General features: G+C 58.7%; 14 protein-coding genes and 2 pseudogenes. 8 read left to right on the plus strand and 8 right to left on the minus strand.

Going from position 1 to position 15,730, the window contains the following annotated elements; all coding sequences use genetic code 11:
- Positions 1-14: 14 nt before the first annotated feature.
- The 4 genes from ACQRBT_RS14260 to argH form a co-directional block, all read right to left on the minus strand.
- Positions 15-836, minus strand: coding sequence for an ABC transporter substrate-binding protein (locus ACQRBT_RS14260; RefSeq protein ID WP_412047373.1), 822 nt, complete (start codon positions 834-836; stop codon positions 15-17).
- A gap of 25 nt (positions 837-861) precedes the next feature.
- Entirely contained in the window at positions 862-1,626 is a 765-nt protein-coding gene (locus ACQRBT_RS14265; RefSeq protein ID WP_060757243.1) for an amino acid ABC transporter ATP-binding protein, read from the minus strand.
- A 23-nt stretch (positions 1,627-1,649) separates the two neighbouring features.
- A complete protein-coding gene (locus ACQRBT_RS14270; protein WP_060757244.1) occupies positions 1,650-2,528 on the minus strand; it encodes an amino acid ABC transporter permease in 879 nt (292 codons plus the stop codon).
- 238 nt (positions 2,529-2,766) lie between these two features.
- Entirely contained in the window at positions 2,767-4,194 is a 1,428-nt protein-coding gene (argH, locus tag ACQRBT_RS14275) for an argininosuccinate lyase (RefSeq protein ID WP_090369040.1), read from the minus strand.
- 193 nt (positions 4,195-4,387) lie between these two features.
- Here argH and ACQRBT_RS14280 point away from each other — a divergent pair, with 193 nt between their 5' ends.
- The 3 genes and pseudogenes from ACQRBT_RS14280 (at position 4,388) to vapC (ending at position 6,234) form a co-directional block, all read left to right on the plus strand.
- Positions 4,388-5,347: a LysR family transcriptional regulator gene (locus ACQRBT_RS14280; protein WP_412047372.1), complete on the plus strand. Its 960-nt coding sequence runs from the start codon at positions 4,388-4,390 to the stop codon at positions 5,345-5,347.
- 250 nt (positions 5,348-5,597) lie between these two features.
- A complete protein-coding gene (gene vapB / locus ACQRBT_RS14285; RefSeq protein WP_104994612.1) occupies positions 5,598-5,837 on the plus strand; it encodes a type II toxin-antitoxin system VapB family antitoxin in 240 nt (79 codons plus the stop codon).
- Between the two features lie 3 nt (positions 5,838-5,840).
- Positions 5,841-6,234: pseudogene (gene vapC, locus ACQRBT_RS14290) on the plus strand (type II toxin-antitoxin system tRNA(fMet)-specific endonuclease VapC).
- A gap of 31 nt (positions 6,235-6,265) precedes the next feature.
- Here vapC and ACQRBT_RS14295 read toward each other — a convergent pair.
- The 4 genes and pseudogenes from ACQRBT_RS14295 to ACQRBT_RS14310 form a co-directional block, all read right to left on the minus strand.
- Positions 6,266-6,910, minus strand: coding sequence for an HAD-IB family hydrolase (locus tag ACQRBT_RS14295; RefSeq protein ID WP_060757249.1), 645 nt, complete (start codon positions 6,908-6,910; stop codon positions 6,266-6,268).
- Positions 6,911-6,979: 69 nt separating this feature from the next.
- Positions 6,980-7,150, minus strand: a pseudogene (locus ACQRBT_RS14300) (HNH endonuclease); the annotation flags it as partial.
- 86 nt (positions 7,151-7,236) lie between these two features.
- Positions 7,237-8,487: a ribonucleotide-diphosphate reductase subunit beta gene (locus ACQRBT_RS14305; RefSeq protein WP_090369047.1), complete on the minus strand. Its 1,251-nt coding sequence runs from the start codon at positions 8,485-8,487 to the stop codon at positions 7,237-7,239.
- A 573-nt stretch (positions 8,488-9,060) separates the two neighbouring features.
- Positions 9,061-9,330, minus strand: coding sequence for a DUF2790 domain-containing protein (locus tag ACQRBT_RS14310; protein ID WP_060757313.1), 270 nt, complete (start codon positions 9,328-9,330; stop codon positions 9,061-9,063).
- Positions 9,331-9,744: 414 nt separating this feature from the next.
- Between ACQRBT_RS14310 and acs the strand changes: the two genes are divergently transcribed.
- From acs to ACQRBT_RS14335, 5 genes are all read left to right on the plus strand, one after another.
- Positions 9,745-11,700 (plus strand): acetate--CoA ligase, encoded by a 1,956-nt coding sequence (gene acs / locus ACQRBT_RS14315; protein WP_060757314.1) that lies wholly within the window; start codon positions 9,745-9,747, stop codon positions 11,698-11,700.
- 644 nt (positions 11,701-12,344) lie between these two features.
- The gene (locus ACQRBT_RS14320) at positions 12,345-13,130 is read left to right on the plus strand and encodes an ABC transporter substrate-binding protein (RefSeq protein WP_060757315.1); all 786 of its coding nucleotides are present in this window, start codon (positions 12,345-12,347) and stop codon (positions 13,128-13,130) included.
- A 91-nt stretch (positions 13,131-13,221) separates the two neighbouring features.
- Entirely contained in the window at positions 13,222-13,911 is a 690-nt protein-coding gene (locus ACQRBT_RS14325; RefSeq protein ID WP_010208305.1) for an ABC transporter permease, read from the plus strand.
- Positions 13,908-14,606 (plus strand): ABC transporter permease, encoded by a 699-nt coding sequence (locus ACQRBT_RS14330; RefSeq protein WP_161550355.1) that lies wholly within the window; start codon positions 13,908-13,910, stop codon positions 14,604-14,606. Before ACQRBT_RS14325 ends, ACQRBT_RS14330 begins: the two co-directional genes overlap by 4 nt.
- Position 14,607: 1 nt before the next feature.
- Positions 14,608-15,720, plus strand: coding sequence for a succinylglutamate desuccinylase/aspartoacylase family protein (locus ACQRBT_RS14335; protein ID WP_412047371.1), 1,113 nt, complete (start codon positions 14,608-14,610; stop codon positions 15,718-15,720).
- Positions 15,721-15,730 lie beyond the last annotated feature (10 nt).

The following is a 15,730-nucleotide window of genomic DNA, read 5'->3' on the forward strand; positions in this document are numbered from 1 at the left end:
ACAGTCAGGCCGAGTTACTGCCCGGCGTTGATGCTGATTTTTTCTACCGCACCTTGCTCCAGGTCCCACTTCTTCAGGATCTTGCCGTAGGTCCCGTCATCGATCATGCCCTGCAGCGCTGCACTGATCGCGCTGATCAGCTCGGTATTGCTCTTCTCGATGCCCAGCCCGGTGAACTGCTTGGAAATCGCCAGCCCCACCGGCTTGTATTTACCTTTATCCAACGACATCAGATAAGGAATCGTCTCGCTGCCCTGCATGGCCGCATCCAGGCGGTTCTGCTGCAATTGCGCCCGTGCATCCGCCGAGCCTTCGGTGCCGATCACCACGATTGCCGGCTTACCCGCCGCTTCGCAGTTTTGCTTGCTCCACGCGGCAATTTCCGACGGCCAGGTGGTACGGCGGCTGGTGCCGACTTTTTTACCGCACAGGTCAGTCAATTCCTTGAGGTCTTCACGCTTTGCCAGGGTGTACAGCTGCGGGCCGCTGGTGAAGTAGTCGATAAAGGTCACTGACTTCTGGCGTTCGGCGGTATCGCTCATGCCCGACAGCACGATGTCCACGCGTTTGGTGGTCAGGCCGCTGAGCATTTGCTCGAAGGCGGTTTCCTGCCATTTGATCTTCACGCCCAGGCGTTCGCCCAGGGCGTTGCCCAGGTCAAAGTCCAGGCCGGTGATCTTGTTGGTGGCCGGGTCCTTGAAATCCATTGGCGGGTAGTTCGGCACGATGGCCGCGCTGATCTCGCCTTTCTCCTTGATTGCCGCCGGCAATGCCGCGAAAACTGCAGTGGAGGCCATCAGGCCCGCGAGCAAGGTGGGGATAAACAATTTTTTCATGGAGGCGTTCTCGTTAGTTTTCTAGTTAAGTGCGAACGGCAGAAATAAAGCTTTGGGTACGCGGGTTTTGTGGGCTTATTAGAATGTCTTCGGGGCTGCCGGCTTCCACAATCTGGCCGGCGTCCATAAACACCATGCGGTTGGAGACTTCGCGGGCAAAGCCCAACTCATGGGTGACCACGATCATGGTCATGCCGGTGGTCGCCAGGTCGCGCATCACCGACAGCACTTCACCGACCAACTCCGGGTCGAGGGCTGATGTGGGTTCATCAAACAACATCAGCTTGGGGCGCATCGCCAGCGCACGAGCAATCGCCACACGCTGTTGTTGGCCGCCGGATAACTCCACCGGGTAGGCATTGCGTTTGTCCGCCAGGCCCACGCGCGCGAGTAACTCCAGCGCATCTTCGGTGGCTTCCTTGGGCGAACGCTTGAGGACCTGGCACGGGCCTTCGATGATGTTCTGTAACACGGTCATATGCGGGAACAAATTGAAGCGCTGGAACACCATGCCCGTCGCCAGGCGTTGGCGGGCGATCTGCGCTTCATTCATCTCATGCAGCTTGTTGCCGACCACGCGGTAACCGACTAGCTCGCCGTCGACCCACAGGCCGCCCTTGTCGATTTTTTCCAGCTGGTTGACGCAGCGCAGCAGGGTACTTTTACCCGAGCCCGATGGGCCGATGATGCACATGACCTCGCCTTGCTCGACCTCGATGTTGATGTCACGCAGCGCGTGATACTGGTCGTAATACTTGTTCAGGTTGACGGCCTTGACGATGCTTCTCATGGGGCAAATCTCCTCAACCAGGCTTACGAACGCTTGCCGGCGCCGCGGGCAAAACGACGCTCGAGGCGGCTTTGACCAAATGAAAGGACAGTCACCACCGCCAGGTACCAGATGCCGGCCACCATCAGCAGCTCCATGACCCGCGCGTTGGCGTAGTAGATGTTTTGCGCGTTGTGCAGCAGCTCCGAGTATTGGATGACGCTGGCCAGGCTGGTCATTTTCACCATGCTGATGAACTCGTTGCCTACAGGCGGAATGATCACGCGCATGGCCTGCGGCAGAATCACCCTGCGCAGGGCCTGCAAGCTCGGCATGCCGATGGACTTGGCCGCTTCGTACTGGCCCGTGTCGACCGACAGCAAACCGGCACGCACCACCTCGGCGGTATAGGCCCCCTGGTTGATGCTGAGGCCGAGCAGGGCGGCCACAAAGGGCGTCATCAGGTCGACGGTGTCGATGCTGAACAGGCCGGGTATCGCGATCACCGGGAAAATCAACGCCAGGTTGAACCACAGCAGCAGTTGCAGAATCAGCGGCGTACCCCGGAACAGCCAGGTGTAAGTGATGGCCACGTAGCGCAGGATCGGGTTGGCCGACATGCGCATGATCGCCGTGATGACCCCGATCACTACGCCCAGCGCCATCGCCAGGATCGACATGACGATGGTATTCACCAGGCCCCACAGAATCGCCTCGGACGTGAGGAACTGGCCGATGTAGGACCATTCGATCTGGCCATTGGCGAAGGCGCGCAACAACGCGACCAACACGATCACGATCAAGGTGGCAAAAAACATCCGCCCGTAATAGCGACGCGGCACGTGCTCGTACTGCGTGATATCAAACTGGTTTTCGGACAACTTGCGCTCGGCTTCCAAGCGCTCTGCCGGGGTTTGGTTCATGGTGCTACTCCAAAACTAACAACGCACTAACGGCTGTACTCGGTCCAAATGTGGGAGCTGGCTTGCCTGCGAAGGCGCTAGCCCACACACCGAGGATTGATCGTTCCCACGCTCTGCGTGGGAATGCATCCTGCGACGCTCCGCGTCACCCTTGCGCATGAACGGGACGCAGAGCGTCCGGGGCGGCATTCCCACGCAGAGCATGGGAACGATCGTCAACGATCGTCACAGGTGTGGGTTAAATTCGAAATCCGGTGTAGCTGTCAGCCCATTTTTGTTGAGCGGCCAACGATACCTTCAACCGCTCAATCTGCTCTTTAACCCGTTCCGGCGCCGTCCCACCCCACCCATTGCGCGCCGCAATCGCCGCTTCCAGTGTCAGGCAGTCGCGCACCTGCGGCGTCAACCGCGCATCCACCTCAGCCAGCAGCGCCGGCGAGGCTTCCCACAACTCAATCTCATGCTTCTCACAGGCTTGTACCAACGCGCCGGTAATCTCATGCGCCTCCTTGAACGGCACACCCCGCGTGGCCAACCAATCCGCCACCTCCGTCGCCAGGGTGAAACCCATCGGCGCCTGCCGCCGCAGCTCTTGCACCTGCACCTGCATGGTCGCGACCATACCGGCCAGCGCCGGCAGCACCAGCAGCAGGGTGTCGACGCTGTCGAGCACACTGTGTTTGTCTTCACTCAAATCGCGGTTGTAGGACAGCGGCAAGGATTTGAGCGTCGACATCAACCCGGTCAGGTTGCCAATCAATCGCCCGGCCTTGCCCCGCGCCAATTCGGCAATGTCCGGGTTCTTTTTCTGCGGCATGATCGAGCTGCCAGTGGCGTAGGCATCATCCAAGACCACCCAGCGGAACTGGCGCGAAGACCACAGGCAAAACTCCTCCGACAGCCGCGAAATATTCACCCCGAGCATGCCCGCCACAAACAGAAACTCCGCCACATGGTCACGGCTTGCTACGGCGTCGATAGAGTTTTCGCACGGCCCGGTGTAGCCCATTTCCTTGGCCGATTGTTCCGGCTGACGCGCAATCGCCGAACCGGCCATGGCCGCTGCACCGAGGGGCGACAACGCCGTACGCGCATCCCAATCGATCAACCGTTGCACATCGCGCAGCATTGACTGGGCGTGGGCCAACAAGTGATGGGCGAACACAATCGGTTGCGCCTGCTGCAAGTGCGTGAAGCCCGGGCAGATGCTCTCAACATGCTGCTCGGCCTGTTGCACCAGCGCCTGTTGCAAAGCCAGCACTTGAGTGGCGATGGTGCGCACATGGTCGCGCAGGAAAAGGCGCAGATCATTGGCCGTCTGATCGTTACGCGAGCGCCCGGCACGCAGCTTGCCGCCCAGGGCGCCGAGGCGCTCGGTCAGTACGCGTTCGATGAAGGTGTGCACGTCCTCGTCATCCAGGGTCGGATGCAGGTTGCCGGCGGCGAAATCTGCGCCGATGCCGTCCAAGGCTTGCAGGGTACGCAAGGTTTCCGACTCATCCAGCAAACCGGCGCGCTGCAACTCACGGGCATGCGCACGGGAGCCGGCCAGGTCATAGGGCGTGAGGCGAAAATAGCGCTCAGGGCAACGCGACAACGCGGCCAATGCTGCAGACGGACCGGTCTTGAAACGAGCGCCCCAAAGGCGGTCGGTGGGCTGGGACATGGAGGTTCCTCACGCTTGTTTTTAGAAGAGTCGGAGGCAGTAAAAATAAATTTATAACGGCGTAGAACCGGCGTCTGACGCGCCGTATTCAAGGTTGCCAAGGGCGGATGTTTATGTTCATTATCGCCGCCTGGCTATATTCAAGGATTGGGTTCAAGCCTGTTGAATATGGCACTAGAGGTCAACGCGTATTATGGAAACCCCACTTTCCACTTCTGGAAACCTGCCACCCAAACCCGGCACAAGACCGCCGCTGCAATTGAGCGGGCTGGACTTCAAGTTGCTGCGGGTATTCATGGCTGTGGTCGAGGCCGGCGGTTTCAGCGCCGCGCAAAACGAGCTGAATGTGGGCTTGGCAGCTATCAGCAAACAGATTTCCGACCTGGAAATCCGCATTGGCATGCGCCTGTGCACCCGGGGCAGAGAAGGGTTCGGGCTGACCGAAGAAGGCAAGTTGGTGTATCAAGCCTCCATCGAGTTATTTACCTCGGTCGACAGTTTTCGCGACAAGCTTAGTTCAGCGCAAAATGAACTGATCGGCGACCTTAGTGTGGGCGTTATTGATAACACCGTATCGGACGTTAATTCACCGCTTATTGCAGCCCTGGGCAAATTACATAGTGAGTCGCCCAAGATTCGATTACGCCTGCACGCCTCACAACTGGATGAAGTTGAGCGCGGCGTAGTGGAAGGGCGCCTGGTCGCCGGTATCGTCCCGGTCTACCAGCGCCGTGAGGAATTCGACTACTTCCCGCTGTACGAAGAAAAGGCCCACGCCTACTGCGCAACAGGGCATCCACTCTTCAATGCGAGCGATATCACGCCCGAAGTCTTGCGCCAATACGAAGTGGTGAACCATCGGTATGCGATCCATCGCGACAAGGCCAACTTCGTCAACTACGACAGCCAGTCAGCTTCGGCTTCCCAGGTTGAAGCCGTGGCCATCCTGATCCTCACCGGCCGCTTTCTCGGCTTCCTGCCGGAGCACTACGCAACGACGTTAGTGAGAGAAGGACGCCTGCGCGCACTGTGTCCGGAGCAGGTCCACCTGAGCACGGCATTCAACCTCATCCTGCGCCACAACGCACCGCGCAGCCCCATGGTAAAAGCCTTCGCCACAGCCCTGGGCGTAGACCTGAAAGCCGCGACATAAATACCTGCCGACCACAAATCATCGGATTGGCAAAGATCAAATGTGGGAGCTGTCGAGCCCCAGCGAGGCTGCGAAGGGATCGACGCGATTTCCCTGTCGAGCCCATAAACCCGTATCGCCTCGACTCGTAGCAGCCCATGCTAGTGCGATAACGCTGGCATTCTTCGGATGTTTGCCAGATAGCTTTGAAATAGAGCATTCTCGAATCATCATTCTTCCCAGTCTTTCCTTACCCAGAGAGGTGTTCTCTATGTCTTCTGGAACCGTCTTTACTAACAACCGTACGCAAAATATTCGCATCCCTGCCGACATGCGTTTTCCTGCGGGAGTGAAGACCGTGGAGGTCCGTGCTGTGGGAAGAGAGCTGATCATTTCGCCTGTTGAAAACACTTGGGACAGCTTTTTTCTTGCCAGTGAATCGGTATCTGAAGATTTCATGGAGGAACGTGCCGATCAAACCCAGCAAGAACGAGAGTCTTTTGATGATTAGTACGTGCTTGATACCAACATCGTGATCTACATCATCAAGCGTCGTCCGATCGAAATATTGGAAAAATTCAATGCCAATGTTGGGCGTACGGTGATCTCTCTTTCATCACCCTGCTGAGCTGATGCATGGCGCAGAAAAGAGTCAGTTCGTAGAAAAAAATACGCGAGCCGTGGAAGACTTCTCTTCCCGGCTCAATGTCTTTAGCTACGACGACAAGGCCGCTTTTCACTACGGCTCGATACGTTCAGATCTGGAGAAAAAGGGCACGCCTATCGGCGTCAATGACCTACACATTGCCGGGCACGCTAGAAGCTCAGGCTTGGTCTTGGTTACTAACAATGAAGGTGAGTTCACGCGCGTAAATGGCTTGATTGTGGAAAACTGGTTAGGCGTCTAGTGCAGACTTCCTGCCAACCCCACCCACGTCATCACTGCAACCGATCCCGCTTTTTCTTCTTCGCATGAAAATGCCGAAAATGCGCATCCTGCGCCGCTGCCAACAACTCTCGATCCCCGCGCGTATCGCCCCAGGCCCGCAGCCGGTATTCCCCCAGGTCGCCATACACCGCCTCAAGCCGCAGCACTTTGTTCTCACAGCGGCAGTTATTCCCGGTGAGCTTGCCGGTCAATACGCCATCAACCACCTCAAGCTCAGTGCCAATCAACTTGATCCCCAGCCGATTCGCAAACGGCTGCAACACCAGCGCCGGCGACGCAGAACACAGCGTCACCACGGCCCCCGAGTTCACCTCGTCGGCCACCGACTGCAAGCCCTTGGGGCGCATCAACTTGCTCCAATAGCGCTGGCAATACGCCTCGGCCTGCTGCTGAACCCACGCCTTCTCCACCCCGGTCATAAAGGTGCGAATCAGCTGTGCCTTCAACTCATCCCGGCTGATCTGCCGCACCAAAAAGCGCAGCCCCGGCACCGCCAGCTTGACCATCCGGCCATAGAACTCACCGGGGCCAAAGGCAAACTTGAGGAAGGGCACAAAACTGTCGTGGTGGGTCAGCGTGCCGTCGAAGTCAAAGACGGAGAGTACTTTGGCGTCAGCGGGGCCGGCTTCGAGCATGTCTGGGTTCACGGGTGGCCTCGGTCCTATCTAAATGTTTAAGCGTGCATCAGGTGTGACAGCAGGAGTCTACTCCCGTGCCAATCTTCCGATCTTGGCGTAAAGCCCTTCGGTAAAAGCCTCCCGATCACTCGACCGGTGACAACGCTGATGGCAATTGGGGCACAAGGCTACAGCATTGGTGATGCGATCCGAACCCTTCTGGGCGAGGAGCTTGATGTGATGTACTTCAAGAAATGGCGATTCAACGCCAACTTTGCGTTCACTAGAAAACAAAAAGCCCTGAACGAGTCAGGGCTTTTTGATACTGCCTGGCTTTGGGGGAATCAGTCCCAGCTCAGCGCGCCGCCGGTCTGGTACTCGATCACCCGAGTCTCGAAGAAATTCTTCTCTTTCTTCAAGTCCATGATCTCGCTCATCCACGGGAACGGGTTGGTGGTGCCTGGGTACTCTTCCTTAAGACCAATCTGCGACAAACGACGGTTAGCGATGAACTTCAAATAGTCTTCCATCATCGCCGCGTTCATGCCCAGCACGCCGCGAGGCATGGTGTCGCGAGCGTATTCGATCTCCAGTTGCGTCCCTTGCAGGATCATCTGGGTCGCTTCTTCCTTCATCTCGGCATCCCACAGGTGCGGGTTTTCGATTTTGATCTGGTTGATCACGTCGATACCGAAGTTCAGGTGCATCGACTCATCGCGCAGGATGTACTGGAACTGCTCGGCGACGCCGGTCATTTTGTTGCGGCGGCCCATGGACAGGATCTGGGTGAAGCCGCAGTAGAAGAAGATGCCTTCCAGCACGCAATAGTAGGCGACCAGGTTGCGCAGCAGTTCCTTGTCGGTCTCGACGGTGCCGGTTTCGAACTTCGGATCGGAGATCGAACGGGTGTATTTCAGGCCCCAGGCGGCTTTTTTTGCGACCGATGGGATCTCGTGGTACATGTTGAAGATCTCGCCTTCATCCATGGCCAGCGATTCGATGCAGTACTGGTAGGCGTGGGTGTGGATCGCTTCTTCGAAGGCCTGGCGCAGGATGTACTGGCGGCACTCCGGGTTGGTGATCAGGCGGTACACGGCCAGCACCAGGTTGTTGGCGACCAGCGAGTCGGCGGTGGAGAAGAAGCCGAGGTTGCGCATGACGATGCGGCGTTCGTCGTCGGTCAGGCCCTCGGGGTTTTTCCACAGGGCGATGTCGGCGGTCATGTTGACCTCTTGCGGCATCCAGTGGTTGGCGCAGCCGTCGAGGTATTTCTGCCAGGCCCAGTCGTACTTGAAAGGCACGAGCTGGTTGAGGTCGGCGCGGCAGTTGATCATGCGTTTTTCGTCAACGGCGACGCGGGCGGAGGCGCCTTCGAGTTCGGCGAGGCCTTCGGCGATGTCGAGTTTGTCGAGGGCGGCCTTGGCGCGCACGATGGCGGCGGAGTCACTGGCGGTGACGGCGCGGGCTTCAACCGCGGCGGCAGCGCCGGCGCCGTCGAGGCGGTCCATGTTGGCTTCGGTGGCGTGGCCGGCGTTGGCGCCTTTGGCGGCGACTTCGCCGTCTTCTTCTTTATCGAATTCGTCCCAGCTCAGCATGACGTGTCGTCTCCTGCGTGAGGGCTCAAAGTGCCCGTGTGAAACCGGATGGTTGGGTGTTCACACGGCCCAGAGGCCGCGGTGGATCTTAAGGAATCGTTTGTTGCAGCTAGCGCACGCATTAAACGCAATCAGGTGTTCGGGTGCTCTGCGTGAGGCTTGAGGCGTGGAGCGACAGATGCTTGCTCCAGGGGAGGCCTCAGGTCTGGCTCTTCATCCCTGTGTAAAGGGATATTGCAGGCCCGATTTACCCGCGCATTATAGGGAAAAATTCGGCTTTGTGTTGCGGCGGATGGTCACTTGGGGGCACCAAAATGCCGTGGTCTGCGGCCAAAGCGTGTGTTTGCAAGGCTTTGCCGGGATTGGATTTTTTTGACGGGCGGTGAGGGGATTTTGTAAGCGGGGGCAGGTAGGGCAGGGTAGGGCTTTGTAAGGTGGGTGTGGCGGCTCAGGTCATCGGGAGCAAGTCTCCTCCCACAGGTTGATGGTGGTGCGGCAGCGATGGGTTCTTGGCCGCAAGAATGATTTCTTGCGGCGACCAAGATCCGGGATTGAATCTAATTAAAGAAGTTATTACCCGTTAGAGCAGCCGTTACCCATGACTTGATAGTTCAGAATATGCCGTTGACCTTGCGAGTCTTCATATTCCATTTTTACCGGTACAACTTCACAGACTTCCGGGATATTGCTCATGGACAATACTTTTGCCACGTCCAAGTGGGTGCTGTAGGTGTAATCCTCAACAATGGGGGCATTCTGGCTGGCCAGTTCTGTCGGGGCCTCGTCGGCGAGGGCGGCGGTGGCGAACAAGCTGCTGAGAGCCATGACTGCGAACACTTTCATTTCTTCATTTACCTTCTTCAGGGCGAAAGGGGTCACGGGGCCCTTGTGAGGCCACGTGTGTAACTTAAAAGTTGGAAGTTCGGATTAACGTTGCCTTCGTGGGGGCTGTTGCGTTGTTAATCACTGCTGTGTCGAGCACAGCGCCTTGGTTGGCGAAGTTGATTTTAGGCCTGCGGGTTATATTCATATACCCGTGGTTTTGATAAACACTTTTGGCGGTTTTTGTAACAATCCCGTGGTAAAGGTTTTTTCACAAACCGTGAAAGCGCCACAGGGCGCGGGCCAGAGCGGCAAATCGGCATATCAGGGCAATTTGTAGGGGCTTGTTACTACCATCGTCGAATGGTTCTATAGACCGGCCCCGGCTAAAACAGGGGCCATACAAAAACAACGATTGTCACCGAGGTAAGAAAGATGAGTGCGGCTTCCCTGTACCCCGTTCGCCCCGAAGTAGCAGCCAATACGCTGACCGACGAGGCGACCTACAAGGCCATGTACCAGCAGTCGGTGGTCAACCCCGATGGCTTCTGGCGCGAGCAAGCCAAACGTCTTGACTGGGTCAAGCCTTTCACCGCGGTGAAGCAGACCTCTTTCGACGACCACCATGTCGATATCAAATGGTTTGCCGATGGCACCCTGAACGTTTCCTACAACTGCCTGGACCGTCACCTTGCCGAGCGTGGCGACCAGGCGGCGATCATCTGGGAGGGCGATGACCCTTCCGAAAGCCGCACCATCACCTACCGCGAGCTGCATGAACAAGTCTGCAAGTTCGCCAACGCCCTGCGCGGCCAGGATGTACACCGCGGCGACGTGGTGACTATCTATATGCCAATGATCCCCGAGGCCGTGGTCGCCATGCTGGCGTGTACCCGCATCGGTGCGATTCACTCGGTGGTCTTCGGCGGTTTCTCCCCGGAAGCCCTGGCCGGTCGCATTATCGACTGTCGCTCGAAGGTGGTGATCACTGCCGACGAAGGTATTCGTGCCGGTAAGAAGATTCCGCTGAAGGCCAACGTCGACGACGCCCTGACCAACCCGGAAACCAACAGTATCCAGAAGGTCATCGTGTGCAAGCGCACCAATGGCGCGATCAAGTGGAACCAGCATCGCGACATCTGGTACGAAGACCTGATGAAAGTGGCCGGCACCGTGTGTGCGCCCAAGGAGATGGGTGCCGAAGAAGCGCTGTTCATCCTCTACACCTCGGGTTCCACCGGCAAGCCGAAGGGCGTGCAGCACACCACGGGTGGCTACCTGCTCTACGCCGCCCTGACCCACGAGCGCGTGTTCGACTACCGCCCGGGTGAAATCTACTGGTGCACCGCCGACGTCGGCTGGGTCACTGGCCACACGTATATTGTCTATGGCCCGCTGGCCAATGGCGCGACCACCTTGCTGTTCGAAGGCGTGCCGAACTACCCGGACATTACCCGGGTGGGCAAGATCGTCGACAAGCACAAGGTCAACATCCTCTACACCGCGCCGACCGCAATCCGCGCCATGATGGCCTCCGGCACTGCGGCCTGCGAAGGCGTCGATGGTAGCAGCCTGCGCCTGCTCGGTTCGGTGGGTGAGCCGATCAACCCTGAAGCGTGGGACTGGTACTACAAGAACGTCGGCCAATCCCGTTGCCCGATTGTCGATACCTGGTGGCAAACCGAGACCGGCGCCACCCTGATGAGCCCGCTGCCGGGTGCCCACGCGCTCAAGCCGGGTTCGGCGGCGCGTCCGTTCTTTGGTGTGGTGCCGGCGTTGGTGGATAACTTGGGCAACATCATCGAGGGGGCTGCCGAAGGCAACCTGGTGATCCTCGATTCGTGGCCAGGCCAGGCGCGTACGCTGTACGGCGACCATGACCGTTTTGTCGACACCTATTTCAAGACCTTCCGTGGCATGTACTTCACCGGCGACGGCGCCCGTCGCGATGAAGACGGTTACTGGTGGATCACCGGGCGCGTGGATGACGTGTTGAACGTGTCCGGCCACCGCATGGGCACCGCCGAGATCGAAAGCGCCATGGTTGCCCACCCTAAAGTCGCGGAAGCGGCGGTAGTGGGTGTGCCCCATGACATCAAGGGGCAGGGCATCTACGTGTATGTCACCCTCAAGAATGGCGAAGAGCCGACCGAAGCGCTGCGCCTGGAGTTGAAAAACTGGGTGCGCAAGGAGATCGGGCCGATTGCATCGCCGGATGTGATCCAGTGGGCGCCAGGCTTGCCGAAGACGCGTTCAGGCAAAATCATGCGGCGTATCCTGCGCAAGATTGCCACGGCTGAGTATGACGGGCTGGGCGATATCTCCACGCTGGCGGATCCAGGCGTGGTGGCGCATTTGATTGAAACCCACAAGACCATGAACGCCGCGTAAGGCGAGGCAGGTTGGACAAAGCCCCATTCGGTGTGAGCCGAGTGGGGCTTTTTACATGGGTGATCGTTCCCACGCTCTGCGTGGGAATGCAGCCCTGGGCGCTCCGCGTCCGCTCTTGAGGTCGTGACGCGGAGCGTCACAGGAGGCGTTCCCACGCGGAGCGTGGGGACGATCGGGTGGAGTTCAATAAATATCGGTTTCTCTCGTAGGACGTTTCTGAATGTTACCGTCGCACCTGGATGTGTAACCTGCCGCCCAAACCTGGGGCAATGTGCTACGCCAATGCCCCGAAAAACCGCGTTTTAGACACCCCAGGAAATAAGATTAAACGCCAGACTTGCCGTGCTAGAAGGGTTTGCGAATAATAGGCCCGCAACTTGCAGCATCAACAGGTTTAATATCTTTTGTCTCTGCATAAAAAACAGAGGCTGTCAATGTGCTGGAACCGCTTTCTCGGTGCTTCTGTAAATTGTTGTCGCATTGAGGAAATATCGGCTTCCGGCCTGTCGTTAGAATGCCGATCACTCGCTCGTCGTCGCAGGTTTACACCGCGTAGGGCGCAGCACCGCTATTCGGTTTCACTTAAGTCGCATCGTGGGCCCTGGCTCATACTGCTTTTTGCCCTATACCGATGGAGTCCCAAGATGAAGAAACTTGTGCTGTTGGGCGCCCTGGCGCTGTCCGTGCTGTCCATGCAGGCCTTCGCTGATGAAAAGCCCCTGAAGATTGGTATCGAAGCGGCTTACCCTCCGTTTGCCTCGAAGGCGCCGGATGGCAACATCGTGGGTTTTGACTACGACATCGGCAACGCCCTGTGCGAAGAGATGAAGGTCAAGTGCGTGTGGGTCGAGCAAGAGTTCGACGGCCTGATCCCGGCATTGAAAGTGCGCAAGATCGACGCGATCCTGTCGTCCATGTCCATCACTGACGACCGCAAGAAGTCCGTGGACTTCACCAACCGCTACTACCTGAGCCCAGCGCAGCTGGTGATGAAGGAAGGCACCACGGTCAGCGACAGCCTGGATGAATTGAAAGGCAAGAAAATCGGCGTGCAACGCGGTTCGATCCACGATCGCTTCGCCAAGGAAGTCCTGGCCCCTAAAGGCGCCACGGTTGTGCCTTACAGCTCGCAGAACGAAATCTACCTGGACGTGGAAGCAGGTCGCCTCGACGGCACCGTGGCTGACGCCACCCTGCTGCAGGACGGCTTCCTGAAAACCCCGGCCGGTAAAGGCTACGCGTTCGTAGGCCCACAGTTCACCGACGCCAAGTACTTCGGCGACGGCATCGGCATCGCTGTACGCAAAGGCGACAAGGCCGAGCTGGACAAGATCAACGCGGCCATCGCAGCGATCCGTGCCAACGGCGAATACAAGAAAATCCAGGACAAATACTTCGACTTCGATATTTACGGCGCTGACCCTAAATAACTCGTCGCAGCTGTCTGTCCAGAATGGCGCAAGCAACAGAATTCCTGCGGTTTGCGCCATTTTTTCATCCCCCTTTTCGAGGACCTGAATCATGTTGAAAGGCTACGGGGCCGTCATCCTCGATGGCGCATGGTTGACGCTTCAGCTCGCCTTGTCGTCCATGGCCTTGGCCATTGTTCTGGGTCTGATCGGGGTCGCGTTGCGCCTGTCGCCGGTGCGCTGGTTGGCCTGGCTGGGTGATTTGTACTCTACGGTCATCCGTGGGATTCCCGACCTGGTGCTGATCCTGCTGATTTTCTACGGCGGTCAGGACCTGCTTAACCGCGTCGCGCCGATGCTCGGCTACGACGACTATATTGACTTGAACCCCTTGGCGGCCGGTATCGGCACCCTGGGCTTCATCTTTGGCGCCTACCTGTCGGAAACCTTCCGCGGTGCCTTCATGGCCATTCCCAAGGGGCAGGCCGAGGCCGGTCTGGCGTATGGCATGAGCAGCTTCCAGGTGTTTTTCCGGGTGATGGTGCCGCAGATGATCCGGCTGGCGATCCCCGGCTTCACCAACAACTGGCTGGTACTCACCAAGGCCACTGCGCTGATTTCGGTGGTGGGCCTGCAAGACATGATGTTCAAGGCCAAGCAGGCGGCAGACGCCACCCGCGAACCTTTTACCTTCTTCCTCGCAGTGGCGGCGATGTACCTGGTGATCACCAGCGTGTCGTTGCTGGCCTTGCGTCATCTTGAGAAGCGCTACTCGGTAGGCGTAAGGGCGGCTGATCTATGATCTTCGACTACAACGTCATCTGGGAGGCCATGCCGCTGTACCTCGGCGGTTTGGTCACCACCCTGAAATTGCTCGCCATCTCGCTGTTTTTCGGCCTGCTCGCCGCCTTGCCGCTGGGCTTGATGCGGGTGTCCAAGCAGCCGATCGTCAACGGCGCGGCGTGGCTCTACACCTATGTCATTCGCGGCACGCCCATGCTGGTGCAGCTGTTCCTGATCTACTACGGTCTGGCGCAGTTCGACGCCGTACGCGAAAGCTTCCTCTGGCCGCTGCTGTCCAGCGCCACGTTCTGCGCGTGCCTGGCGTTTGCGATCAACACCAGCGCCTACACTGCCGAAATCATCGCTGGCAGCCTCAAGGCCACGCCCAATGGCGAGATCGAAGCGGCCAAGGCCATGGGCATGTCGCGCTCTAAACTGTACCGCCGCATCCTGCTGCCGTCGGCCCTGCGTCGTGCACTGCCGCAGTACAGCAACGAAGTGATCATGATGCTGCAGACCACCAGCCTTGCGTCCATCGTCACGCTGATCGACATCACCGGTGCCGCGCGCACGGTGAACGCCCAATTCTACCTGCCGTTCGAAGCCTATATCACGGCCGGCGCGTTCTACCTGTGCCTGACCTTCATCCTGGTGCGCCTGTTCAAGTTGGCCGAGCGCCGCTGGCTGAGCTACCTGGCTCCAAGGAAGCATTGAGATGGAACGTATCGATCACCTGTTGCCCTGGGGCCACCTGGGTTGCGAGCGCCAACTGAGCGTCTTTCGTTTCGGCAGCGGCGAGCGCAAGGCGTATATCCAGGCCAGCCTGCACGCCGACGAGTTGCCGGGGATGCGCGCCGCCTGGGAGCTGAAAAAGCGTCTCATCGAACTGGAGCGCCAGGGCGCCCTCAACGGTGTGATCGAGCTGGTGCCGGTGGCCAACCCGATGGGCCTGGGGCAACTGTTGCAAGGTGCTCACCAGGGCCGTTTTGAGGTGGGCAGCGGCAAGAATTTCAACCGCGATTTCGTCGAGTTGAGCGAGCCGGTCGCCGCGTTGCTCGCCGGCAAGCTGGGCGATGACCCTCACGCCAATGTGCGCATGATTCGCCAGGCGATGACCGATGCACTCGACGCCCTGCCGGCACCGAGCAGCCAGCTGCAAGGCATGCAGCGCGTCTTGCTCAGCCATGCCTGCACCGCCGATGTGGTGCTGGACCTGCACTGCGATGCGCAGGCGGCGTTGCACATGTATGCGCTGCCCCAGCACTGGCCGCAGTGGCGTTCGTTGTCGGCGCACTTGAATGTGAAAGTCGGCCTGCTGGCCGAGGATTCCGGCGGCAGCTCGTTTGATGAAGCCTGTTCGCTGCCGTGGCTGCGCCTGTCCCGCTTGTTCCCTGAGGCGCAGATCCCGCTGGCGTGCCTGGCGACGACGCTGGAGCTGGGCGGCCAGGCCGATACCGGCCGTGACGAAGCGATCTTCCATGCCGAAGGCATCCTTGCGTTTCTCGCTGAACAGGGCCTGATCAAGGGGCAGTGGCCCGCGCCACAGTACGAACCGTGCGAAGGCGTGCCTTTCGAAGGCACCGAGTTGTTGTTTGCACCCCACGCCGGGGTGATCAGTTACCTGCGTCAAGCCGGCGACTGGGTGGAAACCGGCGAACCGATTTTTGAAGTGATTGATCCCCTGACCGACCGCGTGAGTATTGTTTGCGCGGGCACGTCCGGGGTGTTGTTTGCCGTTGAACGGCTACGTTATGCCCAAGCGGGTTTCTGGCTGGCCAAGGTGGCGGGGCGCGAAGCGCTGCGTCACGGGCGCTTGCTCAACGACTGACCACCTGTTT

Origin of the sequence: Pseudomonas sp. R19M (genome assembly GCF_050312585.1) — a bacterium.
GTDB classification, from domain to species: Bacteria; Pseudomonadota; Gammaproteobacteria; order Pseudomonadales; family Pseudomonadaceae; genus Aquipseudomonas; species Aquipseudomonas palleroniana.